The 24,687-nt window shown below is 62.7% G+C and carries 21 protein-coding genes and 3 pseudogenes; 12 read left to right on the top strand and 12 right to left on the bottom strand.

The genetic code is table 11. The features are described 5' to 3' along the window. Positions 1-197: 197 nt before the first annotated feature. The gene (locus tag WFR25_RS26415; protein WP_336975285.1) at positions 198-1,733 is read right to left on the bottom strand and encodes a septum formation inhibitor-activating ATPase; all 1,536 of its coding nucleotides are present in this window, start codon (positions 1,731-1,733) and stop codon (positions 198-200) included. Beyond that, positions 1,697-4,048: a phospholipase D-like domain-containing protein gene (locus WFR25_RS26410; RefSeq protein WP_336975283.1), complete on the bottom strand. Its 2,352-nt coding sequence runs from the start codon at positions 4,046-4,048 to the stop codon at positions 1,697-1,699. Before WFR25_RS26410 ends, WFR25_RS26415 begins: the two co-directional genes overlap by 37 nt. Before the next feature lie 253 nt (positions 4,049-4,301). Between WFR25_RS26410 and WFR25_RS26405 the strand changes: the two genes are divergently transcribed. From WFR25_RS26405 to WFR25_RS26385, 5 genes and pseudogenes are all read left to right on the top strand, one after another. Continuing rightward, entirely contained in the window at positions 4,302-6,392 is a 2,091-nt protein-coding gene (locus WFR25_RS26405) for a ParB/RepB/Spo0J family partition protein (protein ID WP_336975281.1), read from the top strand. 80 nt (positions 6,393-6,472) lie between these two features. Beyond that, positions 6,473-7,402, top strand: a complete 930-nt coding sequence (locus tag WFR25_RS26400) for an ArdC family protein (protein WP_336975280.1) — start codon at positions 6,473-6,475, stop codon at positions 7,400-7,402. A gap of 52 nt (positions 7,403-7,454) precedes the next feature. Next, positions 7,455-8,818 (top strand): IS3 family transposase gene (locus WFR25_RS26395; RefSeq protein WP_336967452.1). Its coding sequence is split into 2 segments (ribosomal slippage): positions 7,455-7,802 and positions 7,805-8,818, totalling 1,362 coding nucleotides; the frame shifts between segments, so codons are not numbered across the junction. A gap of 74 nt (positions 8,819-8,892) precedes the next feature. Then, positions 8,893-9,975, top strand: a pseudogene (locus WFR25_RS26390) (acetyl-CoA C-acyltransferase); the annotation flags it as partial. Then, the gene (locus WFR25_RS26385) at positions 9,972-10,277 is read left to right on the top strand and encodes an alkylphosphonate utilization protein (protein ID WP_336975279.1); all 306 of its coding nucleotides are present in this window, start codon (positions 9,972-9,974) and stop codon (positions 10,275-10,277) included. The pseudogene WFR25_RS26390 and the gene WFR25_RS26385, both read left to right, overlap by 4 nt. Positions 10,278-10,775: 498 nt before the next feature. Here WFR25_RS26385 and WFR25_RS26375 read toward each other — a convergent pair. Further along, positions 10,776-11,107: pseudogene (locus tag WFR25_RS26375) on the bottom strand (single-stranded DNA-binding protein); the annotation flags it as partial. A gap of 882 nt (positions 11,108-11,989) precedes the next feature. Between WFR25_RS26375 and WFR25_RS26370 the strand changes: the two are divergent. The 7 genes and pseudogenes from WFR25_RS26370 to WFR25_RS26340 all read left to right on the top strand — a co-directional run bounded on the left by WFR25_RS26370 (position 11,990) and on the right by WFR25_RS26340 (position 17,056). Beyond that, positions 11,990-12,787, top strand: coding sequence for a universal stress protein (locus WFR25_RS26370; RefSeq protein ID WP_336975278.1), 798 nt, complete (start codon positions 11,990-11,992; stop codon positions 12,785-12,787). A gap of 236 nt (positions 12,788-13,023) precedes the next feature. Further along, complete coding sequence (locus WFR25_RS26365) at positions 13,024-13,497, top strand: hypothetical protein (protein WP_336975277.1); 474 nt, start codon at positions 13,024-13,026, stop codon at positions 13,495-13,497. Between the two features lie 3 nt (positions 13,498-13,500). Further along, on the top strand, positions 13,501-14,211 hold the full coding sequence (locus WFR25_RS26360; protein ID WP_336975276.1) for a DUF2238 domain-containing protein: 711 nt from the start codon (positions 13,501-13,503) through the stop codon (positions 14,209-14,211). Continuing rightward, positions 14,204-15,196 (top strand): universal stress protein, encoded by a 993-nt coding sequence (locus WFR25_RS26355; RefSeq protein ID WP_336975333.1) that lies wholly within the window; start codon positions 14,204-14,206, stop codon positions 15,194-15,196. Before WFR25_RS26360 ends, WFR25_RS26355 begins: the two co-directional genes overlap by 8 nt. A gap of 291 nt (positions 15,197-15,487) precedes the next feature. Continuing rightward, positions 15,488-16,063: a hypothetical protein gene (locus WFR25_RS26350; protein WP_336975275.1), complete on the top strand. Its 576-nt coding sequence runs from the start codon at positions 15,488-15,490 to the stop codon at positions 16,061-16,063. Positions 16,064-16,096: 33 nt separating this feature from the next. Next, positions 16,097-16,255, top strand: a pseudogene (locus WFR25_RS26345) (5-aminolevulinate synthase); the annotation flags it as partial. 150 nt (positions 16,256-16,405) lie between these two features. Then, entirely contained in the window at positions 16,406-17,056 is a 651-nt protein-coding gene (locus WFR25_RS26340; protein ID WP_336975274.1) for an NAD(P)H-dependent oxidoreductase, read from the top strand. 31 nt (positions 17,057-17,087) lie between these two features. Here WFR25_RS26340 and WFR25_RS26335 read toward each other — a convergent pair whose 3' ends face one another. The 9 genes from WFR25_RS26335 to ccoN all read right to left on the bottom strand — a co-directional run bounded on the left by WFR25_RS26335 (position 17,088) and on the right by ccoN (position 24,618). After that, entirely contained in the window at positions 17,088-17,531 is a 444-nt protein-coding gene (locus tag WFR25_RS26335; RefSeq protein ID WP_096062689.1) for an Rrf2 family transcriptional regulator, read from the bottom strand. Between the two features lie 326 nt (positions 17,532-17,857). After that, a complete protein-coding gene (gene ccoS, locus WFR25_RS26330) occupies positions 17,858-18,007 on the bottom strand; it encodes a cbb3-type cytochrome oxidase assembly protein CcoS (RefSeq protein ID WP_096062688.1) in 150 nt (49 codons plus the stop codon). Further along, positions 18,004-20,241, bottom strand: a complete 2,238-nt coding sequence (locus WFR25_RS26325; protein WP_336975273.1) for a cation-translocating P-type ATPase — start codon at positions 20,239-20,241, stop codon at positions 18,004-18,006. The genes ccoS and WFR25_RS26325 overlap by 4 nt, the downstream gene beginning before the upstream one ends. After that, the gene (locus tag WFR25_RS26320; protein WP_336975272.1) at positions 20,207-20,992 is read right to left on the bottom strand and encodes a DUF2189 domain-containing protein; all 786 of its coding nucleotides are present in this window, start codon (positions 20,990-20,992) and stop codon (positions 20,207-20,209) included. Before WFR25_RS26320 ends, WFR25_RS26325 begins: the two co-directional genes overlap by 35 nt. A 15-nt stretch (positions 20,993-21,007) precedes the next feature. Beyond that, complete coding sequence (locus WFR25_RS26315; protein ID WP_336975271.1) at positions 21,008-21,196, bottom strand: hypothetical protein; 189 nt, start codon at positions 21,194-21,196, stop codon at positions 21,008-21,010. Further along, positions 21,193-22,071 (bottom strand): cytochrome-c oxidase, cbb3-type subunit III, encoded by an 879-nt coding sequence (gene ccoP, locus WFR25_RS26310; protein ID WP_096062686.1) that lies wholly within the window; start codon positions 22,069-22,071, stop codon positions 21,193-21,195. Before ccoP ends, WFR25_RS26315 begins: the two co-directional genes overlap by 4 nt. After that, positions 22,062-22,232 (bottom strand): CcoQ/FixQ family Cbb3-type cytochrome c oxidase assembly chaperone, encoded by a 171-nt coding sequence (locus tag WFR25_RS26305; RefSeq protein WP_336975270.1) that lies wholly within the window; start codon positions 22,230-22,232, stop codon positions 22,062-22,064. The genes ccoP and WFR25_RS26305 overlap by 10 nt, the downstream gene beginning before the upstream one ends. A gap of 7 nt (positions 22,233-22,239) precedes the next feature. Further along, positions 22,240-22,965, bottom strand: coding sequence for a cytochrome-c oxidase, cbb3-type subunit II (gene ccoO, locus WFR25_RS26300; RefSeq protein WP_336975269.1), 726 nt, complete (start codon positions 22,963-22,965; stop codon positions 22,240-22,242). A gap of 6 nt (positions 22,966-22,971) precedes the next feature. Then, entirely contained in the window at positions 22,972-24,618 is a 1,647-nt protein-coding gene (gene ccoN, locus WFR25_RS26295) for a cytochrome-c oxidase, cbb3-type subunit I (RefSeq protein WP_419723231.1), read from the bottom strand. Positions 24,619-24,687 lie beyond the last annotated feature (69 nt).

Here is a 24,687-nt window from a genome sequence, read left to right as displayed (position 1 = left end):
CCTCGCACGGAGGCCTCGGATGGCAATCACTGTCGGCCAGTCGAGCCGGCCAAAAGAAGAGCCTGCCAAGTGAATCCCGGCAGGCTGCCTAGGTGAGAGCGGACCAAGTCTGGCTACCCGATAGCCTTCGGGTTGCATGACGGTGCTACCTCATGGCGTGCGCCAACGAACGCGACATGTGGGCCGGCGCCGATAACTCATAGCCGTCCGCATTCCACCAGAAGACTGATCGCGGTTTCGAGACGGTCAGGTGTAGGCTCGGGAGGATTTCCCTGTCGCGTCGTGCCGGGTGTCAACGTCCAGCCACCCTCTTCCATGACGATGCGTAACCGAAGGATGGTCTTACCCTTGTTTCGCGCATCAGCGAGACCGCGTCCCACCGACCAGTACGCGTGCTGGGCCATGATCCAGATCTCGAAGATGCGAGCGACAAAACGCGCCGGCGAAAGCGCTCGCCAAGTTTCGGCTTCCTTCTTGGCCCGGCTCAGCGGTAGGCGATCGAAGTTCTCGAACGGATGTGCCTGGCTGGGTGCCTCCCGCAAACAGAGCGCCAAGGCCGCAACGATGGCCGGCGGGAGTTGGCTCTGATCGCGTAGCGCGGCCTGCAGCGCGCGAAGATGCTCGACCGGGTTCGTCGTGTCTTTCGAAGCGAGAATCCAGGCACCGGCGACATCGGGCAGGGCGGGCTCGTCCAGGGCCGCGAGAAACGCCTCGGCCAATTGCGCAGTGGACAGGGGGCCTGGCAGGAGCCTGCCTATCGTCCAATAGAACAGGCTTTCGAGCGCAAGCCGGAAGAGCTGACGTATCTGGACCATCCGCCACTCGTCCGCCGCAGCCGGCCGATCTTCCGGGCCCCTCCATACTGCTGCCCGGTCGGCCATCCGCACCCTGATATCCTCATAGGTTGCTTCCTCGTCCTCCAGATCGGCAAAGGCCGCTTGGATCAGCGCGACACCTTTCCGGCGCGCCGGTGCCGCGCGTTCCCCGCCAAGCCGCCCAAACATCGCCTTCGCCTCGGCCGGCCTCGGCTTCTCCAAGGCCCAGAGCTTGCCCCAACGTTCCGCATCCGCGCGCTTCACGGTGACCCTACCGAAACGGCTGAACGCCTCGTGCTCCAATTCGCTCTCGAAGCGCTTCTCAAAGATGTCGAGCACGGCATCAAGCGATGGATCAGGCTGGAAGATCCCCGCCGCTCCCTCGACGGGAACCAGCCACCCCATCGTGCGCAGGCTTGGCCCGTAATTCAGCGGCGAGATGAAGCCGGTCGAATAGCGCCGCATGTTCCGCCGGCCAGCCCATTCCTCGCCATCAAATTGATATTGGGCGCAATCAAGCATCGATCGCATCGCTTGCGCCCCTGGTATGTCGGCGCGGGGATCGACCAGGAACTGGGACCAGGCATAGATTGCCTCGATCCGATCAACGAAATCGCGCATCTCCTCGGGAAGCGCGCTCGGTCGCTTGCTCCTCTCGAGAATATGCCGAACACGCCGCCAGGCCCACGCCATCAGCGTATAGGGACGAATATGGCTGGTGACATTGTTCAGATCGGGCAGGACTCGATCCATAAGGCCGAAATTAATCTGCCTCAGGCCGAGCGGATCCACGCCGCCGAAGTCGATCTTGCTTCGGTCAATCGTCCGCGGCTCGCCGGCATTGCGCGCGATTTCGAGGAGTTCATTCAGCTCGGCCATCGTCAGCAATCCCGATTGATGAGGATCCGGCCGCAGCAAGTGGTCAGCCCTCGCATGCGTAGATCTTCTCCTGCCGCGAGAGGCAGTCGCATGTTGCAGCGCGGACAGGACGGCCGGAAGCTGTCGAGCACGATCAGCTTGGCGAACGAAGACGGATCGGTGAGAGCCCGGCCAAGATACGGCCAGTGAGGCGACGCGGTGAGGCTGTCAAAACCGGCCGGAGGCCCTCCACCCTCACCGGCGGCCAGATAGGCGCCGATCTGCTCGCCCATCGTCCGAGCCCCCATTACCTCGGATAGAAAGCCGCCAAGATCGATGCCTGACCCCAGCAGAGCAGTGAACGCGGGAATGACATCCGGGAGGACAATGAGAGACGCAGGATCAATCCTGCGCCGTAGAAAATAGCGACGTGCCCTGATAGCGTTTTCGCCGCGCCGATCGGCAGCGTGGTGCAGGAGGACAGATGCGACGGCCAGATCGCTCTCCGGACCGTCGAAGCTTGCTATCTGAGGCAGCACCTTTTCGAGCCAGACCTGCACCTTCCCTGGCGCAGGTCGAATACGGTCGGCGAGGAAATGCGATAGCGACAGCGCCATCAGCGCATTGCGACCCTGCACTTCGGGCGAGAGCATCGCGTTCAAGAGTTCGTCGAAGAGCTGGAGCGACCGGTGGTTCGCCGATTCCTCGGATCGCGCGCGCTTTTCCCGGTCCTTTTCATCCTCGTCATCATCATCGTCGGTCTCGCCGCCACCGCCCCATGGCCCGCGCGACTGTGTGAAGGCAGCGCGAATTAATGCCATTGCGTGCCGCCAGGCCGACGATGTCTCGCCTTTTTCCGCTTCGCTCCCGGCACGTACACCAAGACCCGCGGCCTTAAGGTCGGCTAGCGTCACGAAGCCTTGCACTGCGTCGGACCGAGCGGACTCACCGCCTCCGCCAATCGCGAGAGAGGCTGGCAGCCGGCTCGTGTCTTCGCGGAACCAGGCCAGGATAGCGGCGACATCGGTTGGAGTCTCCGTACCAGCGAGCATTGCCATCAGGCGCGGCGCGATTGATCCGGTACGCCGGATGAGTTCGAGCGCGGCCGCGATCGAGACAAACCCCTCCCATCGTTTGCCATCGCGTTCGAAGCCGAGAATCAGACGCCCATTTTCCCAGCTTTCGAACTCGATACCTGGCGCCGACAACAGGAAGGTCCCGTCATCGGCGATCTGCACCCGACCGACCACGTGGGACGAACTCGGCGTTCGCAGGAAGGCGTCCACCAGTCCAGTCAGTCGCGGCGCCAGCGCACGGCCGCTTATCATCTCGCCTTCGAGCGAGGCGCTGAGAATGCCGATCGAAGGCAACGCGGACTCCGGCTTGTCCAGTTCGTCGGTTGCAGGACGAAGCGGGGCACTTGCCTTCGCCGTGGCCCAATAGGACTTGCTGTTGCGTTGAATGCGAAGAACACCGGCCTCGATGTTCCGCCCGAACAGGCCGGCATGAGTCATATTCGCGCTGCCGCTGAGAACAAGGCGCCCCTTGCGACATACCAGTTCGAGCGATTTGGCGTGGAGCGGCCGGTCGTCCTGTCCAAATGCATCGGCCGCGTTGACGGCCCTCCACTGCGAGGTGCCATCGAATGGCCAAGAATTCGAGCCTTGTCCGCGAACCGTGCCCGCCGGGTGAGCATGCAGATCTGCGCTCTCGATTTCCAGCATTGCGGCGAGCGCATCGAGACCCTCACCACGCAGGTCATAATAGGGCGAAATGGCCGTCATACGCGTCACACCACCGAGATCTTCGGCGTAGAGTGCGAGCTGTTCGGCGATCGCCCCGTCGAGGCTGTGCAGCAAATGGATGTTGTCCGGGCGCGCATGGCCTTGCGCCGATCGTCGCAAAGACCCGGCGATCGCGTCGCATGCCTCTCCGGCTGTAGTAACGATTTGCTCCGATCCCGATAGCTGCTCGAAAAAGCCGGCGGCATCATCGAATGCCTCGGCCGCGAAGCTCGGATGCAGATGCTCGACCAGCTCGAGATTGCCGCCCCAGCCGGCGAACGTCAGATTACCGGAGCCGACGAGCAAGTGGGCGTCGTCATCGGCGAACAGAGCGCCAACCTTCGCGTGAAAGACGCCGTGATTGACGCAGGCGACCGGCTCGATCTCATAATCGCGTCCCACTCTGCGCGCGCCTTCCTCGCTGAGACCTGCGCGAACACCTTCGGGATCTGCCAGGATGAGGGCATTGCGACCGCCGCCCCGTAGCAAGGCGTCGAGCAGTACCGCCTCGAAGAAGGACAACGAGAGCGCATAGGTCGTGAAGGCGGCCCGTTTCCACGGCGCGGCCGAGATCAGATCGAGCGGATTCACATGCACCCCCTTGCAGCGCAAGCGTAGTCGCCAGCGAGTTCACTGGAAGTAAAAAAACCGACGTCGCGTTGAATGTCGTGTCTTCGCCCGGTCGGTATCGCTCGAAAGCCGACCCACCAAAATCGCGCTGTTGCTTTCGTCTGTTGCCGGCAGTCATGCCGGCACTGGGGCGGTACGGGCCCAAATTCAAGAAAGGGAAGGGGGAGCGGAGCTGGTGTCCGGGTTGATCCGGATGCCAGAAGGAGTTCCTCCGATGACCACTACCGTAAAGCTCTCGAAGCTTACGCTTTCCCCCATCAATGTTCGCAAGCGGCCCGACGATCTCCTCGAGATCCCGCAGATGGCCGCCGATCTCGAAGCCCGCGGCGTCCTGCAGAATCTGCTCGTCACGCCCGTCAAGAAGCCACGCGGCACCTTCGAGGTGTTCGACGGCGGCCGGCGGCTGCGCGGTCTTCTGATGCTCGCCGGGCGGGGCGTGATCGACGCCGAGACCTATGACGTTCCCGTCAAGGTACTGGTCGGCGACGAGGCGACGCTGTCCGAAACCTCGACAGCGGCGAACTTCCACCAGCTCAAGATGACGCCGGCCGAAGAATGCCGGGCCTTCCAGTATTTTATCGGCCTCAACAACGACATCGACGGCGTCGCCAAGCGCTTCGGCCTGACCCGCCGGTTCGTCGAAGGTCGCCTCCGTCTCGCCACGCTGGCCGAACCGATCTTCGAGGCGCTTACCGACGGCACGATCACCCTCGACGTCGCCAAGGCCTATGCCTCGACCGAGAACCAGGAGAAGCAGCTCCTCGTTTGGAACAGCTACGGCACCAGCTATTCCAACGCCGACACGATCCGCCGCGTCATCGCCAACGAAACCATGAAATCGACTGATCCGGTCGCGATCCTGATCGGCGAGGACCGCTACGCCGAGGCCGGTGGCAAGGTCGACCGCGACCTCTTCAGCGACAGTGGCGATAAATGGGTCAACCCCGAGATCGCGCAGCGTCTCGCCGCCGACATCATGGAAGCGGAAGCCAAGCGCGTCGGTGAAGAGCTGGGCCTCGCGTGGATCCGGCCGATCGCGTCGAACTACACGCACAGCGCGGCCGCTGGCCTCTACCGGGTGATCCTTCCCAGGCCGAATCTCACGGATGAGCAGGTCGGGCGCCTGAACGCCATCGATGAGCGCCAGAACGCCATCACCGAGGAAATGGATGACGAGTCCCTCACGGAGGACGCCTACAAGGCGCTCGACCAGGAATATGACGCCCTCGACGACGAAATGCATGCGATCCACAATGTGACGCCGCTGCTACCCGATGAGCTCAAGCCGCTCGTCGGCGCGTTCCTCAAGCTGACGCCGAAAGGCGAGATGGTCCTCGATACCGAATACTACAGCGAGGAACCGGTCCGCGTCGGCGGCTCTGGTGAAGACGGCGACGAGGGCCACGACGACGGTGCTGGCGGAGGCGGCTCGACCGGCTCGGGCAGCAGCTACACGCCGCCCGCCCCGCCGCCCGAGGCCATCGCCCCGGGGGGCAAGCCGCTGAGTGCCCGGCTCTACGACGAACTGGCGATGCAGCGGCGTGACGTGCTCGCTGCGACCCTGCTCAGCAATCCGGCCCTGGCGCTCGACTATGCGCTCTTCGTCATGATCGACGATCGCACCAGCACGTTCAGCGCCTATGGCTCGACCATTCGCGCGCGTTCGCCGCAGGATCCGGTGAGCGGCGAGCAGCCGGCGACGCGCGCGCGGGGCTATCTCGCCGAAGCGCATGACGGTCTCGATGCAAGCTGGACGGAGCACAAGTCCGAGGTCGACCGGTTCGAGGCGTTCCGGGCACTGGACGACGACAGCAAGGCCGCCTGGCTCGCTTACATCGTCGCGATGTCGCTCGAGGCGAAGGCGAGCTACCGCGCCGAGCAATGCCCGCTGCACAACCGGCTGGCGACGATCATGGAAGTCGATGTTGCAAGCTGGTGGCGGCCGACCTCGGAGAACTTCTTCGACCGCATCAGCAAGGGCTCGATCCTGACGTTGCTCGCCGATGTCGGCGGCGCGGCGCAGACCGCGCGGCACGCGACGATGAAGAAGTCGGAGATCTCGGAATCGTGCGCGAAGCTGTTCGCCGGCGAGGCGATCGTCGAGCCCGAGGTTCGGGATGCCGCGCTCGCCTGGGTGCCAAACGCCATGCAGTTCCTCGACAAGGCCGACGCGGAGGGCCTCGAGCCCGCCGAGGAAGCCAGCGTCGCTGAAGATGCCGAGGATACGGAAGGGGCGAACGCGGCTGGCGCCGACGAGCCCGCGGTCAACGCGGAAGCGCCGGATCAGGATGCCCTCGCGGCCTGATCCTCTTTCTCCTGGATGCCTAGCCGCCGGCGCCTGTTCTTGCGCCGGCGGCACTTTCTCGTTCCGCCCGGAGACCTGCCATGCCCCTTGCGAAACGCTCCAGCCGCGACGTTGCCGCGGAAATCACCGACCTCATCATCCGCAAACTCGAGGAGGGCGTCCCGCCCTGGTCGCGGCCTTGGCGGTCGAATGGGGCAGGGGGCCGTCCCCTGCGTCACTGCGGAACGCCCTATAAGGGCATCAACGTGCTCTATTTATGGGCGCTCGGCGATGCCCAGGGTTATCGTTCGCGCTACTGGATGACCTGGCGCCAGGCGGAAACGCTGGGTGGCCATGTTCGCAAAGGCGAGACCGGCGCGCTGTCGGTCTACTACTCCTCGTTCAAGAAACGCGAGGAACATCCCGAAACCGGCAAGGAGGTGGAGCGCAGCATCCGCTTCCTGCGCCACTACATCGTCTACAATGCCGATCAGGTGGACGGCCTTCCGCCCTATTTCTATCCATCCGACGAGCCCGAGCAACCTCCAGTCCCGTCCGAGCGTCAGGCGGCGATCGACGCCTTCTTCGCTGTCATTCCCGCCGATGTACGCCATGGCGGGAACCAGGCCTATTTCAGTCCCACCTTCGACCATATCCAGCTGCCAAACCGAACGGCCTTCCGCAGTATGGATCACTACGCTTCGACCCGCTGCCACGAGACCGTGCACTGGTCGGGCCATGCCAACAGGCTCGCACGGACCTTCGGCAAACGCTTCGGCGACAAGGCATATTCGTTCGAGGAACTCGTAGCTGAGGTCGGCGCAGGGCTCTGCTGCGCAGACCTCGCACTCCCCAACGTGCTTCATGACAGCCATGCGAGCTATGTCGGGCATTGGCTCGGCATCCTGCGCGGCGACAAGACCGCGATCATCCATGCCGCCGCCAAGGCCGAGCAGGCCTTCGCATACCTCAAGAGCTTCGGCGGTGCCGCAGCCGACTGTCCGCCGTCAGCACCAATGGCACAGATTTGAGGTTGTAAATTAAGGAGGGTTTGGGCTTCGTCGTAGTGACGAAGGAACGAAGATGAAGCCCAAACCCTCCTTGAAAAATTCGCCGACAAAGGCCCCTGCTGAGCGTGTTGTGAAGGATATCCGGCGGCAGACCCGGCGCCATTTCTCAGCCGAAGACAAGATCCGTATTGTGCTGGACGGTCTGCGCGGCGAGGACAGCATCGCCGAGTTGTGCCGCAAGGAAGGCATTGCCCAAAGCCTGTATTACACCTGGTCGAAGGAGTTCATGGAAGCGGGCAAGCGGCGCCTGGCCGGTGACACCGCCCGTGCTGCGACCACTGGCGAGGTGCAGGATCTGCGCCGCGAGGCCCGTGCCCTGAAGGAATGCGTGGCCGACCTGACGCTGGAAAACCGCCTGCTTAAAAAAAGCATGATCGCGGATGGGGGCGACGACGAATGAGGTATCCCGCATCCGAAAAGCTCGAGATCATCCGGATCGTCGAGCAGTCGCACCTGCCCGCCAAGCACACGCTGGACAAACTCGGCATCCCCCGCCGGACGTTCTACCGCTGGTACGATCGCTTCGTCGAAGGCGGGCCGGAGGCGCTGGAAGATCGGCCATCGGCGCCGAGTCGGGTGTGGAACCGCATCGGCGACGATATCCAGGGCCAGATCGTCGAGATGGCGCTGGATTACAGCGAGCTGTCACCGCGCGAACTGGCGGTGCGCTTCACCGACGAGAAGCGCTACTTCGTGTCGGAGGCCACCGTTTACCGCCTGTTGAAGGCCCACGATCTGATTACCAGTCCGGCCTATGTGGTGATCAAGGCCGCCGATCGCTTCCATACCCAGACCACGCGTCCGAACGAGATGTGGCAGACCGATTTTACCTACTTCAAGATCATCGGGTGGGGCTGGATGTACCTGTCGACCGTGCTCGACGACTTCTCGCGCTACATTATCGCCTGGAAACTGTGCACCAACATGCGCGCCGAGGATGTCACCGACACGCTGGACCTGGCCCTTAAGGCTTCCGGCTGCGACAGCGCCACCGTGCTGCACAAGCCCAGGCTGCTCAGCGATAACGGCCCCAGCTACATCGCGGGCGAACTGGCGGAATACATCGATGCCCAGAAGATGAGCCATGTACGCGGCGCTCCGATGCACCCCCAGACCCAAGGCAAGATCGAGCGCTGGCACCAAACCCTGAAAAACCGCATCCTGCTGGAAAACTACTTCCTGCCCGGCGACCTTGAGGCCCAGATCGAGGCCTTCGTCGAGCATTACAACAACCAGCGTTACCACGAGAGCCTGAACAACGTGACGCCCGCCGACGCCTACCTCGGCAGGGCTCCCGCCATCATCAAACAGCGCGAAAGGATCAAGCGAAAGACCATCGAATATCGGCGCTTGCAACACCGCAGGCTCGCCGCTTAACATCAACCCCAAGACGAGGCCCGCACTCCGCTAATTTACGACGCGACGTGTGCCAAATGTTCTGACGACGGACAGTTGGCCATGTTGTGCTCGGGCAAGTCATCCAGAGCGAGCCGCGCGACGCCTACCTGTCGCGGGTCTGTGCGATAGCCGCAGGGATTCCCGATAAGACGCCCGCGCTGACGCTCAACCGGCTATGCGGGTCGAGCGTTCAGGCGATCATCTCGGTCGCGCAGATGATTGCGCTAGGCGAATGCGATTTCGCTGTGGCGGGCGGTGTGGAGAGCATGAGCCAGTCGCCGCATGTGGTGAAGTCGCTCCGGTGGGGCCGGCGCATGGGCGACGAGGCAATGATCGACGCGATGAACGCCATTCTCAACGATCCCTTTGGCGCCGGGCACATGGGCATGACGGCGGAGAATGTGGCTGCGCGGCACGGCATCTCGCGATTGCAACAGGACGCGCTCGCCGCCGAAAGCCACAGGCGCGCCGGCCGGGCCCAGCAGGAGGGCCGGTTCGCCGAGCAGATCGTTGCCGTCGAGTGGAAAAGTCGTGGGGGTATATCCCGGTTCGAGGTTGACGAGCACGTGCGGACTGACGTCTCGGAAACGGAGCTCGCCAGCCTCAAGCCGATCTTCCGCAAGGACGGCGCTACCGTCACCGCCGGAAACGCCAGCGGGATCAACGACGGCGGGGCCGCGCTTGTGCTCGCGTCCACAGCTGCCGCCCATGCGCGGGGGCTTACTCCGCGGGCGCGGATTGTCAGCTGGGGTCACGCCGGCGTTGCGCCCGACGTCATGGGGCTTGGACCGGTCGAGGCCGTTCCCATTGCTCTGAAGCGCGCAGGGCTGTCGCTCGATGACATCGATGTGATCGAGGCCAACGAAGCCTTCGCCGCGCAGGCATGCGCTGTCGCGAAGCTCCTCGATTTTGCACCTGAGAAGGTGAATCCGAACGGTAGCGGTATAGGGCTGGGTCATCCTCTCGGGGCGACAGGAGCGATCATCACGATCAAGGCGCTTTACGAACTCGAGCGCATCGGCGGGCGCTATGCCCTTGTGACGATGTGCATTGGTGGCGGGCAAGGCATTGCCTTGGTGATCGAGCGCCTTTCCCGTCTAAACGGCCGATCGGAACAGACTGGAGAAATCAAATGAGCCAAGACGACTATGTTTACGATGATGAGTCCGGCGAATGGATGCCGGCCTCCGAACTTTCGGAGCGCAAGGCTGCCGCTGGCCGTGCGGAAGTCCGCGATGCCGTAGGCAATCTTCTGGCCGATGGCGATCAGGTAACACTGATCAAGGATCTCGAAGTCAAGGGAGCGGGGCAGACCATCAAACGCGGGACGTTGATCAAGTCGATCAGATTGACCGGTGATGCTCAAGAGATCGATTGCCGCTATGATGGCATTAAGGGGCTCGTTCTGCGTGCCGAGTTCGTGCGCAAACGGAACTGACGTGCGTCGGCAGCGCACACGCACCGGTGATGTCGCCCGCGATCGACTGAGGAACTGCTCCATTTTGACCGCCGGCGCACAGCCGTCAGGCAATCTGCCGGATCTCTACTGAGAGTTGGTTGTCGGACTCGGTGGGACGCCGCGCCATCTCTCATTGGAAATCAGCGGGGCGCGTGCGCTTGTCGTGGACCCGTTGGTTTGGCATCGACTCTGGGATATTCACCTCTCCTGAACTCAGATTAGCAGCGCCGCGATCAGGCCGACTGCCCCGGCTGCTGCGGCGTAGGCGACCACCGAGTGCTGATCAACAGGGCGAGCAGCAATCCGATAGGGGCGAATGCCAGTGCAACTTGCATCGCCTCAGGTCGAGATCGCAACCGGATTCGCCGGCACGCCTTTATCCTCGAAGCTAGAGAGATTCTCGATTGTGGTTCGCGCGATTTCTGCGAGGGCCTCGGCAGTGAAGAATGCCTGATGTCCTGTGATCAGCACGTTGGGGAAGGTGACCTCGTCGGCGATGATCTCGACGTCGTAGCGCTCGATATTCTCGCTGTCGGTCCAGCGGGTGTAGTGAATGCGGCCGCGGACCATGAGCTTCATGCCTTTGTCGACATAGTGCTCGACCGTCTTGCCGACGCCGTTGAAGCAGAGGATCCGGTCCATTCAGTGTCCTCGAGGCGATTGTTGTCGTCGCGGAGGATTTTGCCGTTGCTGTCGCGCTTCGGACGCGAGGTTGCGAGGCTGAAATGCGTGATATGGGTGCCGCCCTGGGTGGTGCGGGCCTCGGGCGTGGCGCCGACATTGCCGGGGAGGATGACGAGATTTTGCATGGCTGGAGTTCCTTCGTGTCAGGTCCAAGGGACCGTCCCTTCGACTGATCCCCGGCCAAGGCGGACAGCGCGGATCATCCACCGGCAGGCGCAGCGCCGAAAAACGGCCCGGGGACGGCAGGCCAAGACGCCTTGCCTCGTCGAAGGCGGCGAGGAGATCGTGACGGATATCGCGCGCGACCTCATCGTGCGACCAACCACGGCCCAAAAGAGCGGCCTTGAGCCCCAGCTCATAGGATATCGCAGCAGGTGCTGGGCGGGCCGAGGACAACAGTAGCGCCGAGACGTGCCCCGCTATCGAACTCGCGCGCGCGAACAAGAAACATCAAAGCGCCTTCCCGACCGCCGGGCTGCGCCAGTCTCTCGATCGCGCGCCACGGCGCAGCGACAGCTGGCGGAGCCATGAAGGCCTAGCCTGGTTGCGCAACTCGCGCAGGCAGGCACCTTCAACCTCGTCTACATCGCGACCAGTCAACCACAGAGACAGCAGCCTCGCTTTCCAGCAACGGCCCGGATTGCCCGAAAAGCGAGGAGCGCGCACGCAGTGGGACGATCGGACATGAACATGGGCAGGTCTCCGGGAAATGGGATACATCCAGGGGTTCCCCGCGCCAATCTGCCTTGCGGTGCACGGGCTTTTCGCCACCGGAGCGGAGGCGTTGCTCACCGATATTGGCTGCCCGATCGTAAAGACCGACAGCATTCTGCACACCAGCAATGTGGTTGCTCTCGGGCCGCTGCTGGGCGAGGTCGCTGGTCGACCAGCTCACCGTGCTCGACGTGAACGACTACGTAAAACACCCCAATGAAACCCTCACCGGCAAGGGGTAGCAAAATACCATCAAGCTGGAGGGAAGAATGGCTATCAAGGATATCCTCGCCGTGGTCGATACCGGCGACAAGGACGAGCAGTTCCTGTGTGACGCGCTCGCTTTCGCCGAGTTCTACAATGCCAGCCTTTCGTTCGTCGTGCTCTCGGCTCTCCCTTCGGCCGATTATGCGCTGACCATCGCGCCACCCTATGCTTTTCTTCACGACTACACGGAAGCGGTCGAAGCCAAGCAGGAGCGGATCGCCAAGATTGCCGGCGCCTCCAATGTCGAGGTCCGCACGATCTCCGACCGGCCGGCGGTCATCTTCACCAAGGCTGCGGTCTCCGCCCGCTACGCCGACCTTGTGCTGTTTGGCCCAGCCGACGATTATGACTATCCGCCGATCCGGCGCGAAACGATCGAGAGCATATTGTTCGCGTCGGGCCGGCCGGTTCTGATCGTTCCGAACGGGCACAAGCCGCGCGCGATCGAGCATCTCGCGATCGGCTGGAACGCCACGCGCGAGTCGACGCATGCGCTGCGCGCTGCAACGGCCTTTGCCGCGCCTGGGGCCAAGATCGACGTGCTCGTTCTAGATGCCAAGCCCACGACGAAGGGCCACGGTTCCGAGCCCGGAGCGGATATCGCCCGCCACCTCGCACGGCACGGCTTCGCGTCGACGGTGATTCCTGCCTATGCAGACGAGTTGTCGGACGCGGACGCGCTGGTCAAGGTTGCCCGCGAGCGCGGTGCCGCGCTGCTGTCGCTCGGCGCTTACGGACATTCGCGCCTGCGCGAAATGATCCTGGGCGGAGTGACCCGCGACCTGCTCGTGGGCGCGCCGCTCCCGCTGCTGTTTTCACATTGATCCATGCGCGCGGACGCCAGAAGAGGTGAGGTTTCAAGCCGAAGTCTGATACCGTCCTGAACAAGGGCAAGTGTCCCGTCACCCATCTGACCACGGCATTCGGAGCGCCTGTCGCGGAAAACCAGAATTCACTGCTTGCTGCGATGGAGACCGGCTATGTAGAATGTGCTCCTGCTCGTTCATGAAGATGTGGGCAGGAAGCACGGCTTCAGGCCGCGCTCGACCTGACCCGAGCCTTGGATGGGTACCTCATCTGTCTCAACGTTGCCGTGCTTCCGGTCCTGGCCGCCGATCCCTATGCCGGGGATGGAAGCGCGATCCTGCTGCAGGAAGAGCGCGATCGCGAGGGCCGCAATCGCACCTGGATCGAGGAACGCCTTGGCAAGGAGGACGTCTCCTGGGACATGGCGGCGGTCGTGGGCGATCTCCTCGTCAAATCCAACAAGCCCATCGTTGCGGTGCCCGAAGGCGCACGGGGCTTCAGCGCGGCGGGCCGCGCCCCTGGTGGCCTGGGATGGATCTCCGGCCAGTTATGCCGCGCTGCAAGCGGGTGCATCGATCCGCCGGTGATCTCGCCTCCTTCACGACATGGCGCCCGGCTGGCACGGACGGAACGACCAACTTCCAGTCCTCCCTCTCTTGCCGGCAGCGTGCGGAATGCGACGGCGGGATGCCGGCGTTTGGCTCGCCGTGGATATGGCCTATCATGAGACATGACCGCTTCGACATCTCCATCCAACGGTGCGGGAATAGCCGGTAAGGCCCATCTCATCGTCGTTGCCATATTGCAGCTGATCATGCTCGGGGAGCTCGCCCTGCTGATCGGTAGCGAGCGCTGGATGCATGTCTTCCTTGTGACTGGGTTGATAGCCGCACTCCTCGCTCCGATCGTGCTGCGCCGATTTCGATCGATGATAATCCCTTCCGAAATCCGCATCACGATCGTACTGTTTGTCTTTGCCTCTCTCTTTCTCGGCGAGGTTCGCGACTATTATGAACGGATCTGGTGGTGGGACCTGGCACTGCACGGCAGTGCGGGTCTGCTGCTCGGGTTCCTGGGCTTCCTGGTCGTCTACATCCTGAACGAAGATGAGAAGGTCGATCTTCACATGCGCCCGTCATTCGTTGCGCTGTTTGCCTTTATGTTCTCGGTAAGCAGCGGCGGCACTTGGGAAATCTTCGAGTTCGCCATGGACCAGCTGTTCGGGTTTAACATGCAAAAGCCCATGCTCGGCGATCCATCCGGATTGACCGACACCATGTGGGATCTGATCGTCAACCTGATCGGTGCCGCTATCGTCAGCCTCGCAGGGTGGCGCTATATGAGCCAGGAGCCGAACAGCTACGTCGACAGCTGGGCAAGGCGCTTCATAGAGCGCAACCCACAGCTCTTTGAACCGAACAAGAGACGCGGTGATGACTAGTGGCCTGGGACTGCCCGGCTCTAGCCGTGAGAAGTTCTGGGTTTACCGCCGCGCGCTTCAAACCATCGCGGCGAGACCAATGTTGGTGGATCGTCTTGGTCTGGCCGCAACCGCGGCTATAATGACCTGCATGACCGCGCCCCAAACCATATTGTTTCCGACCGATTTTAGCGGTCGTTGCGACCGGCCGCGTGACCGTGCCATTCAGTTGGCGCGCGTCTGGGGCGCGAAGCTTATCCTTCTTCATGTTTTAGGGAATGACGCTGCAACGACAGTTGACGTCCAGGAAGACATCGCGCGGGCTGAGACGCGGCTACGCGCAGAGGTACAGGACGACGCCATAGCGGTCTCTACTCGTCTCGCTTTCGGAGACGTGGCGCAGGCGATCATCGAAACCTCCGCCGAGTTCGGGGTCGACCTTATCGTCGCCGGCATCTCGCGTCATGACGAGATTGGCGACTTCATCGTCGGGACGACTGTGGAGCGCCTCGCACAACGGGGCGGTCTGCCTGTGCTCATCGTCAAGGAACGGGCGCAACAGCAGTATCGCCAGCTCATGGTAGCGACGGATTTTTCAGCATGCTCGGCGACGGCACTGCGTCTCGCCGTTGCGATCTTCCCAGCGGCCGACCTAACACTTCTACACGCCTATCACGTGCGATTGGAAACGCTGCGGGGCCGCGAAGGACCCGCGGGAGATCGACAGGCAGACATCGCGCGGGATTTGGAAACCTTCCTGGAAGAAGCCGACCTGCCCGCCGGTGTTCGCGACCGGCTCGACATCAACGTCGACTACGGCGAAATCTGCGCCGTCGCGCGCGACCATGTGCAATCAAACAATACCGATTTGGCGGTCGTTGGAACGCATGGGCGATCCGGCCTGATCGCGGCGATGCTGGGCAGCACGGCGCGTGCCCTTCTTGCCTGTCTCGATTGTGACGTCCTGCTCGTCCCCCAGGACAAAGACTCCGCCGACCGCACATGACGCGGTCTGAGCAGAGATGCTCCTGACAGGCCACGGAAGAGCGAGCGATGACTCGTGTTTTCATCATTCCGGGCTGCTTTCGCCTCTCTTCATCCGGCCTGGGGGTCTAGCCGCAGGAAGGAAACGGCTCTTCGCTGGCGCGCCGATTGGGGCGGAGAGCGTGCCGCCGCCATGCACCCTAAACGAGCGCCTATGACACTTTGCCCGAGGATAAAGTGTCATAGCTGACAAATGTCATCCGGACTGGAATGGAGGGATTCACTTTTCGTTCTACCTGTGCATGATTCTTCCATGCTCCAGACCAGCCTTAAAGCCGATCTTGATGCCGGGCCGCTTGATATGCCCGGTCTCGTAGAACTGCTCGCGCAATGCTCGACGCGGCCTCGCTACGCCTACATGATCCTCGACCTAATCGCGAAGGTCGCGGGTCCCAATGGCAGCGCAGGCCCCCTGGTCATTCACGACGGTTCCGCGATCCCGATCCGGGAATGGCTTTGTGACGCGCTCGCCCCGATGGGAAGCGGCTACCCTCGCAGGATGGCGCTTGCCGCCCGGGTCCGCGAGGAAATGGCCGACGCGGGGATATTGCCGGCAGACCCCCAGGAGGCGGCGCGGGAGATTGACAGCGAGGTCCGCGCCCGGGTTCGTGCCTCGGGCAAGACCAATGTCAGCCGCGCGGTGTCCGACCTCGTCCGCGCCGGCATGCTCCACCGTCATTATCAGGGCTACTGCGTCGATCATCACAATCGAGGTGGTCAACGCCAGGCCGTCTACACGCTATCGCCGATCGTACGAAAGCTGCTTCAGGCCGGCCGATCCTTGCCAGCCGTCAAGCTACCGCAGCAAGGCGCGCTGGCCTTCGGCTAATTGATCCTACGGGAGGCCAGGGCCTGCGACTGGGCGGGTCACGCCGGCCGAGGGCTCGGGATGCGCCTGTCGGTTATCGAGAGAACACTCGCCAAGGCGATCGGCGTCATGGGCAGCGATATCGCCGCCGATCAGCGGATCGTTGACGTGATCCGCAGCTATGCACCGGGTTTTATCTTCACGACGCGCCTTGGTCGAGATCTGGAATCGGTTGGATATGCATTTGGCAGCCTGATCTGAAGTATCCCCGCGGTCGCTCTCTCGCAACGCAATGTAAGCATTTTGAGAACCCATTGCCTCGCCGGGAGTTTGATCCTCAATACGATCTGTTGGAGCCGAACGATGGGTTCTCCTCTGCCCGTCCACCATCTTGTGGTTCTCTCGCACCCACAGCCGGACAGCTTCTGCGGCGCGATCGCCCGCTGCTGGCAGGAGCGCGCCCAGCATCACCATCAAAGCTGCGATTTGCGTGATCTTTACCGTGAGAATTTCGACCCGGTGTTGCGGGCCAATGAGCAGCCGGGAAAGGAGGGCTATACCCCCCTGCCTCAGAACATCGCGGAGCGGGAGCGTCTTGAGCAACTGGACGTTCTCACCTTCGTTTATCCGGTATGGTTCGGCACGCCCCCGGCGATGCTCAAAGGTTACCTTGAGCGTGTCGTTGGGAGCGGGATCGGCTTTGGACCCGAGGCTGACGATCCGAAGCCGTTGGCAAATGTCCGCCTGGTGCAGATCTCCACGTCCTCTTCAAGCACGCCCTGGCTGAATGAGAAGGGGGTGCCGAGCGCACTTCACACTCTCTTCGACACCTACATTGCGGAGGTATTCGGGGCGCACGCCACCTATCGTCTTCATCTCGACGCGATCACCCAGAACATGGGCGAGCAACGAGCTGCTGCCCGCCTCCGCGAAGTCCAGGATTTCGCGGACCGGGTCTGCGCTGAAGCAAACGCGGATCGATGGGATCGCGTAAGAGCGAAGTCGGAAAGCTGACCGCTCGAGATCGGGTGACTGATGGATCCCTTCAGTGCATCCCGATACCGAGCGGGGACTCACGATTGATCAACCGGCGCATGGTATCCTTGTCGGTCAGCAGGTCGGCGATCGAATAAGAGTCGAATACAGCCATCATCGCCTGCATTCCCCGGGCAAGGACGCCCGTCAGGCCACACGCCGGCGACAGCGCGCAACCAGAGCAATCCGCGAGCTGGAATCCTTCCTCGGTCCTGCGGACGACCTCGCCGACGGTGATAGCATCCGCCGGCCGAGCAAGGCGCATGCCGCCTGCGCGGCCTCGCACGGTCTCAATAAAGCCATCATGCGCCAGTGCGTTCACGACCTTCATCAGGTGGTTGTGGGATACGTCATAAGTGCGCGAAATCTCTCCGATCGAACATAGGCGATCGTCGTTGAGCGCCAGGTGGATCAAGACCCTGAGCGAATAATCCGTGTAGCGGGTGAGCCGCACACATCTCTCCTGAGAGGAACATCAATAACGTCTATACCGGTATGCCGGAGACATGTTAAGTTCGATCCTGCCCCCGGTGGACCGAGCGCCGTGCCGGTGAGATTGCGCGCTAGCCGGGCCGTCCGTCTATTCGAGGTGATGTATATATCCGCGCAGTCCAAAGGATTCAGGGAAGGAAGGCAATAAGCCATCCGGTGGCTGCCACCGCTCGCCATCCAAGCCAATCGTCCATCAACCCGGCTGCAATCCGCACGATGCACACGAGCTGGACAGCGACGAACACATGGTTCGCGCGCCTCCTTCGCGTTGCTATCCGCATGTCGCTGTCAAAGCGGCCGATCCTCATCGTTCAGGATGCGCTCCGCTGCGCCGGCGACGTCTTCATATTGCCCGCTCTTGAGCGCCCAGAAGAACAGGGCGAGGCCCAGCGCGCCGAGAGCGAGCGAGATCGGGATCAAGTACCACAGGACGTTCATATGCTGTCGCCCGTTCGCCCCCCGCGTGCCAGGCGCGGGTTGAGGCGCAAGGCATTCGCGACGACGAGGATTGACGATCCTGACATCGCCAGGGCGGCGACCAGCGGCGTGACATAGCCGGCGATGGCGGCCGGCAGCGCGACGACATTGTAGAGAGCTGCAAATGCGAAATTCTGGCGGATCAACAGGTCTGCTTTCCGCGCGATCCCGATGGTGAAGGGGACGCTTTCGAGATCGGACCGGAGGAAGACGAAGTCGGCGGCCTGCCTGCCGACATCGGCCGCGCTTCCGGGAGCGATCGAGACATGGGCGGCGACCAGTGCAGGCGCATCGTTCAGGCCGTCACCGACCATCAAGGCCTTATGTCCGGTCTTGGCCAGCGTTTGCAAGTGAGCGGCTTTCTCATGAGGCAGGAGGCCTGCCTGGACCCGCTCGATCCCGAGCTCTTCTGCAACCGGCATCACGGCGGCCGGCGTGTCGCCCGACATGATCTCGAGGGCGTAACCACCGCTGCGAAGCGCGGAGATCGTCGCAGCTGCGCCGGAGCGTAGCTCGTCCTCGAATGCGAAGGATTGCGCGAGCTTGCCGTTGCAGGCCAGCACGGTGCCGGCACAGCTCTGGACGGTAGTCTGGCCGAGCGCCCATTCACCGCGTCCCAACCGCCAGACATCCTCGCCGATCCGGGCTTCAAGCCCGAGCCCGGCATGTTCGGCGACGGCATCGAACGCAATGTCGGCGGGGGTGGCTGCCGCGGCCAGCGCCTTTGCGTAAGGATGATGGGAGTGCGCGCCGATTTGCGCCGCGATTGCGAGATGGGCTTCATCAACGGTAATGTCGCGGCGAAGGCCGGGACGCCCACGGGTCAGCGTTCCCGTCTTGTCGAATATCACCGTATCGATCTCGACCAGGCGTTCCATCGCCGAGCCATCCTTCACCATGATGCCATGCTCGAACAGCGCGCGCGCAGCCACGACCTGGACCATCGGGACCGCCAGCCCCAGGGCGCAGGGGCATGTGATGATCAGGACCGCAACCGCGATGGTCACCGCGTGATGCCAATCGCCCGCCGCCAGCATCCATCCCAGGAAGCTGAGAAGCGCCGCGCTGTGGACCAAGGGTGCGTAGAGGCGCGCCGCACGGTCCGCGACACGGCGGAAATGGGAGCGGCCGCCTTCTGCCGCCTCCATGAGCCGCACCATCTCGGCGAGGAAGCTGTCCCTCGATGCAGCGGCGGCGCGAATTGTGAGCGGCCCGGTCAGGTTGAGCGTTCCCGCGCGCAGGCTGGCGCCAGGAGTGACGGGTTGCGGCACGCTCTCGCCTGTCGCCAGCGATGCATCGATGTCGGATCGGCCTTCGAGCACGACGGCATCGACGGGGATGCGGTCGCCGGCCCGAAGGAGGATCGTCATACCCGGTTCAAGCTCTGCCGTCGGCAGATAGGTTCGCCTGCCGTCAGGGGTTACAACGGTGGCCCCGTAGGCCGCGAGGCGACCTAGCCCTTTTACCGCGGATCGCGTCTTCTCGCGCATCACATAGTCGAGGGTTCGCCCGATGAGCAGGAAGAAGAGCAACGACACGGCCGCATCGAAATAGGCATGGGGCTGGCTCAAGATCGTGTCGTAGAGGCTCATTGCAAAGGCGAGCAGCACGCCGATCGATATCGGCACGTCCATGTTTGTCTGCCCATGGCGCAGCGCCTGCCATGCCGATTTGAAGAACACTCGTCCCGAATAGGCGAGCGTCGGCAGCGCAATCGCTGCGGACAGCCAGTGGAACAGATCCCGGGTCTCGCCCGCAGCTCCCGACCAGACCGATATCGAGAGCCCCATGATGTTCATCGCGGCGAAGCCCGCAACTGCTAGCGCCCGGATCAGGGCCGCGAGTTGCGGATCCTTCGCGTCGTCGTGCGTCTCGTAAAGAAAGCCGTCATAGCCGAGCCTGGTGAGCGCTTCTCCGAGCGGGGGCGGCCCCTCATTCTCGCGCCAATCTACCGCAACCCGCTTGGTCGAGAGGTTGACGCGCGCGCGCGTGACGCCCGGAAGCACCCCCAGCGCCTCCTCGATCTTCCGAATGCAACCACCGCAGCTGATGCCGGGAACCGACAGATCCGTCTGCCGCAGGCCGGTATTGATCTCCCGGCTTGCGAGGATGAGCTCATCGGCCGACAACCGGGTGAGGGCGAACGCTCCGGTCACGACGTCACCGGACAGCGCGATACGCGTGCCAGGTGGCATGGCCCAGCCACGGGAAGACGATGATCAGTCCGACAAAGCCTGTCGCGGCCGATATCAGGAACAAGGCAAGCACGAGGGTGCCCCAGATCAGCATGACAGGTAGATTGTTCCAGACCAGCGCCCAGCTTGTGCCCATGGCGGTCAAGGCGTCCACCCGCTTGTCGAGCATCATGGGAATGGAGAAGGCAGAGATCGCGAAGGAGAATGCCGCGAACAGGCCGCCAACCAGCGTTCCCACGACGAGCATGGTGATCCCGGTCGATGAGGTGAACAACATCGGCGCGATGTGATCGATGCCAGGAAATGGCCGGACGCCGAAGAACAGCGCGTAGATGATCACCGCCGCGCGCATCCAGAGCAGCATCACCCCGCACAGGAGAGCGCCTGTGAACAGGACCTGCCCGCCGGCGCGTGCATGAGGTAGCAGCATGTGCCGCAGCGACACCGGTTCGCCGAGTTCAAGCGCCCGGCTCTTGTCATAGAGGCCGATCGCCAGCGCCGGGGCGAAGACCAGGAAACCGGCGATCGCAGGGAACAGGGCATAATCCAAAGCGAGCCAGATCAGCCCGGCAACGATGCCGGCCGAGAGCAGGAAGACGAAGATGCCGTAGAGGAGGCTGGGCCCCGGGCGAGTGACAAGATCGCGCCAGCCCTCCCGCAACCACGCGAACGGGGCACCCGGCGCCAGGTCGCGCGCATAGCGCTGTTCGATCGGGAGCGGTGGAACGACGGGCGGGATCGTGGTCATCATCTTCTCCCGATCAGGTCAGCATGACGATTTGGCTGCACCGAACACGCCTGCCGCATGCGCCGATCCGTCAGACTTCACATGGACAACACATTGGGGCTGCGAGGTCGATGCGACGTAGACCAGATGCGCGTTCGCGAGCAGGATGACGCCCAGCGCCGCAATCGCCAGCGTGATATAGAAACTGCGCGAACGGGGGAGCCTCATGGCTGGGGCCCTTTGTCGAGTAGGTAGACGGTCAGGATCTTGCGATCGACTGGGTTCAGGCGATGCTCCCAGGCGGGCATCTCGCCCTGTCGCCCCTCATGAATCGTCTGGTAGATCGCGCCGATGTCGCCACCATAGACCCAGTTCTGGTCCGTCAGGTTCGGTGCGCCGACTTCTGGATTGCCGCGTCCCTGCTCCCCGTGGCAGATAACGCAGTTCACGGCGAAAACCTCCCGGCCTTGGGCGACAGACACCGCCTTGCCTTTCGCCCAGGCCGGGTCCGACAAGGTCTTCACATAATCGGTGACCGCGAGAACCGCATCATTGTCGAGAATGTCGTCCTTGCCGAATGCCATCATCTGGCCGATGCGGGTGTCCTTGCTCGCCGGACTGTTGATGCCCACGGCAATCGTATGGGCGATTGCATCGGGAGAGCCGCCCCACAGCCAATCCCCGTCGACGAGATTGGGGAAACCGGGATTGCCCGTCGCGTTCATTCCGTGACAAGCTGCGCAATTATCACCGAACAAGCGATGGCCGTCCTCACGCACATGGGCGATCAGCTTTGGATCGGCCTTGATCTGGTCGTAGCTCATAGTCTCGACCTGCCGCATCCAGCCGAGCCTCGCCTCCGCGGCCGCGCTGACCCGCTTGGCGACGATCTCCTTCTGATCGTTATCGAGCAGGCCCCGCGTATAGGTCTTGCCCAGCGGCCATGCCGGCATGAGGATCCAGTAGCCGACCGAAAAGATCACCGTCACGATAAGGGAAAGCCAGACCGCCTTGGGGACCGGGGTGTTGAGTTCCTTGATCCCGTTCCACTCGTGGCCGGTGGTCATGTGCCCGCTATGGGGGTCGCGTTCACCTACAGCCACGGCTTGTCCTCGTCTTCGATGATGTCGCGCGCCGCCTTGTCGAACCGCTTCTTGTTGGCGGGCCAGCAGGCGTAGAGCAGTGCGACGGCCGCCATTGCGAGCAGATAGAGAAGGCCGAAGGACTTGGCGAAGCCGACCAGCGTGTGATGCTCGATATCCATGTCAGCCCTACTCCTTCAGCGCCGGCGGCTGATGCGCGGCGTCGCTGAGTTTACCGAGGATCTGGAGATAGGCGACGAGCGCATCCATCTCGGAAATCGTGCGCTTGTCACCATCAAAGGAGCGGACCTGCGTCGCCTCGCCGTAACGCTTGACGAGACCCGCCGTATCGTCATCGGGCGAGGCCTGCGCGACCGCATCGGCCGGCGCATTCTCGATCATCTCATCGGTATAGGGCACGCCGACGGCACGGAGTGCGCGCAGGTCATCGCCGAGATGCTTGGCGTGCAGTTGGCTCTCGCTCAGCCAATTGTAGCGCGGCATGATCGACTGGGGGACGACGTCGCGCGGATTTTTAAGGTGCGCTGTGTGCCACTGGTCCGAATATTTGCCCCCGATCCGCGCGAGGTCAGGCCCCGTTCGCTTTGAGCCCCAGAGCATCGGATGGTCGTATTGGGATTCGACCGCGAGCGAGTAAGGCCCATAGCGCTCGACCTCGTCCTGCAAGGTGCGGATCATCTGCGAGTGGCAGGCATAGCAGCCTTCGCGGATGTAGATGTTGCGGCCGGCAAGCTCCAGCGGCGTATAGACGCGCATGTCGGGGTCGCTCTCGACCGTATCGTCGATGGTGAACAGCGGCGCGATCTCGATCAGCCCGCCGATGCTCGCGACGACCATGATCGCCACGGCCAGCGCGATGGACTTGCGTTCAATCCGGTAATGGGTTCCGAACATCGGCGCTTATTCCGCGGGCTGGAGGTTGGCGGGGAGGGGGGCGTCGTCCGAGGGGGCGGGTGCGCCCGACGGCCGGCGGATCGTCATCCAGATATTGTAGCAGCCGACGATCGCTCCGATCAGGAAGAGGAGGCCCCCGATCGCGCGCGCCACGTAATAGGGGTGCATCGCCACCATGCTGTCGAGGAACGAGTAGGTTAGCGTGCCGCTGTCGTTGTAGGTCCGCCACATCAGGCCCTGGATGATGCCTGAGTTCCACATTGCGAAAACGTAGATCAGGGTTCCAGCGAGCGCGAGCCAGAAGTGGACCTCGACAAGCGCGGGGGAATACATGCGCTCGCGCTTCCACAGCCACGGGACGACGGCGTAGATCGACCCGAAGGTGATGAGCGCGACCCAGCCCATCGCGCCGGCATGGACGTGCCCGATCGTCCAGTCGGTATAATGCGACAGCGCGTTGACCGAGCGGATCGCCATGAACGATCCCTCGAATGTCGAGAGCCCGTAGAACACCGCGGCCATCATCATGAAGCGCAGCGTCGCATCGTCGCGGACCTTGTGCCAGGCGCCGTTGAGTGTGAGCAGCGCATTGGCGGCTGCGATCCAGGACGGCACGAGCAGCATGACCGAGAAGGTCATGCCCAGCGTCTGCACCCATTGCGGCAAAGCGGTGTAGTGCAGGTGGTGGGAACCCGCCCACATATAGAAGAAGGTGATCCCCCAGAAGCCGATGATCGACATGCGGTAGGAATAGATCGGCCGTCCAGCGCGCTTGGGCAGATAATAATAGAGCATGCCCAGGAAGCCGGCGGTCAGGAAGAAGGCGACGGCGTTATGGCCGTACCACCATTGCGTCATCGCATCCTGCACGCCAGAAAAGGCCGAATAGCTCTTCGCGCCGGCGAATGACGCCGGAACCGCAAGGTTGTTGACGATGTGCAGGATCGCGACGACCAGAATGAACGCGAGATAGTACCAATTGGCGACGTAGATGTGCGGTTCCTTGCGCCGCGCCAGCGTGCGCAGATAGAGCAGAAGATATGTCACCCAGACGATGACCAGCCAGATATCGGCATACCATTCGGGCTCCGCATATTCCTTCGACTGGGTGATGCCCATGAAATAGCCGGTCACCGCCAGGAGGCAGAACAGGTTGTAGCCGATCAGCACGAACCAGGGACTGAACTGGTCCGGCATGCGCGCGCGGGACGTGCGCTGCATGACGTGAAAGGACGTGGCGATCAGGGCGTTGCCGCCAAAGCCGAAAATAATGCCGGTGGTATGGACGGGGCGCAAGCGTCCGAAGCTTGACCATGCGGCGTCGAAGGTCAAATCCGGGAAGGCGAGAAGCCACGCTACCCAGTCGCCGATGAACATCGCGAACACGGCCCAAGCCATGGCGATGACGATTCCCGCCTTGCTTGGATCGTCATAATAGCTTTCCAGCCGCGTCTCGGACGGTTCGGGCGCGAAATAGCCGTTCAACAGCACGCACAGGAATCCGAGGCTGAACAGCAGCACGATGAAGCCGTGCGCCTGCATCGGGTCCGCGCGCCCGGCTCCTGCCGCCGCCATCGCCAATCCGACGGCGGCGAGCACGACAAGGATTGCCATGCTCCAATGGCGCTCGCTTACAGTGAGTCCTGAAACCACGCTCCGAGTCCCTCCCCTCAGCAGGTATCATCGGCTAGCATTAAAGAGGCATAATTCATACCTCTTTTT

The organism is Sphingobium aromaticiconvertens, from assembly GCF_037154075.1.
Lineage (GTDB): Bacteria > Pseudomonadota > Alphaproteobacteria > Sphingomonadales > Sphingomonadaceae > Sphingobium > Sphingobium aromaticiconvertens.
This window is presented reverse-complemented; position numbering and strand designations above follow the sequence as displayed.